Below are 1,425 nucleotides of genomic sequence, written 5' to 3' on the forward strand. Positions count from 1 at the left end.
CGGCGTCGAGGCGGCCATCCGCGAAGGTTGGGTCGGCGCCGACGAGTGGGTCGTCGACACCGAGCCCACCGATGGCCAGATCCAGGTCGCGCACAAGGGGCGCACCTGGTTCGAAGTCACGATGACGGGGCAGACGGCGCACGCAAGCCAGCCGTGGTAGGGCGCCGATGCCGTGGCCGCGATGGCCGAGGTCGTCTGCGAGCTGCGCCGCTGGTGCGAGGCGCTGCCGAAGCACGAGGAACTCGGGCGCCCGACCGTCACCTTCGGGCAGGTCGAGGGCGGCTACCGCCCCTACGTCGTCCCGGACTCATGCAAGCTGTGGATCGACATGCGCCTCGTGCAGCCGGCATCGACCAAGTCCGCCCGCGCCGCCGTCGAGGCCGCCATCGCCGCGGCCGAGAAGCGCGTGCCCGGCAACCACGGCAGCTACGAGGTCACGGGCGACCGCCCGCCCATCGAGCGCGACCCCGCCTCTCCCCTGCTCGCCGCGCTGCGCGCCGCCGCGGACGCCGAGGGCGCGCCTGCCGAGGTGGGCTTCTTCACCGGCTACACCGACACCGCCGTCATCGCCGGTACCTGCGGAAACCATAACTGCATGAGCTACGGCCCCGGCTCGCTCGCCCTCGCGCACAAGCCGAACGAGTACGTCCCGCGCGCCGACGTCCTCCGCGTCCAGCGCGTCCTCACGCGCCTCGCGAAGGACACCTGCCTCTAAGCCCCTCACCAACGCTGGGTGACAGCCATTGCGTGATGGGTGTCACCAGCCAATGGGTGTCCCCAAAAGCTGCGCGCAATGACTGTCACCCATCGTTGGTGGGCGGCGGGGCGGGGCGCTAGAGGGCGTCGGCGATGTCGCGGACGAGGCGGGCGGTCTTGTCCCAGCCGAGGCAGGCGTCGGTGATCGACTTGCCATAGACGCCGCCGTCGACGGGCTGGTTGCCGTCCTCGAGGTAGCTCTCGACCATAAAGCCCTTGACCATGCGGCGCACAAGGTCGTTGCGCTTGCAGCTCTCGAGCACCTCTTTGCAAATGCGCGGCTGCTCAAGGGGCCTTTTTCCGGAGTTGTCGTGGTTGCAGTCGATGATCGCGGAGGGGTTGGCGAAGTCGGCGTCGAGGTAGCGGCCGGCCAGGCGCTCGAGGTGCTCATAATGGTAGTTCGGGTAGTTGCGCCCATCGAGGCCGATGTAGCCGCGCAGCACGGCGTGCGCGAGCGGGTTGCCGTCGCACTCGACCTCCCAACCGCGGTAGATGAAGCTCTGGCGCGCCTGCGCCGCGTAGATCGAGTTGAGCATGACGGTCATGGAGCCGGCGGTCGGGTTCTTCATGCCCACGGGCACGCTGATGCCGGAGGCGACGAGGCGGTGCTCCTGGTTCTCGGCGGAGCGCGCGCCCACGGCGACGTAGCTCAGAACATCGACGAGGTAC

General features: G+C 69.3%; 1 protein-coding gene and 1 pseudogene. One reads left to right on the plus strand and one right to left on the minus strand.

Annotation, left to right across the window (positions count from 1 at the left end; all coding sequences use genetic code 11):
* The first annotated feature begins 172 nt into the window (after positions 1 to 172).
* Positions 173 to 715: a M20/M25/M40 family metallo-hydrolase gene (locus tag ACT84W_RS10095; RefSeq protein ID WP_444329116.1), complete on the plus strand. Its 543-nt coding sequence runs from the start codon at positions 173 to 175 to the stop codon at positions 713 to 715.
* Between the two features lie 118 nt (positions 716 to 833).
* Here the strand turns inward: ACT84W_RS10095 and ACT84W_RS10100 are convergent.
* Positions 834 to 1,425, minus strand: a pseudogene (locus ACT84W_RS10100) (3-deoxy-7-phosphoheptulonate synthase); the annotation flags it as partial.

Source organism: Paratractidigestivibacter sp., assembly GCF_052362415.1.
Classification (GTDB): Bacteria; Actinomycetota; Coriobacteriia; order Coriobacteriales; family Atopobiaceae; genus Paratractidigestivibacter.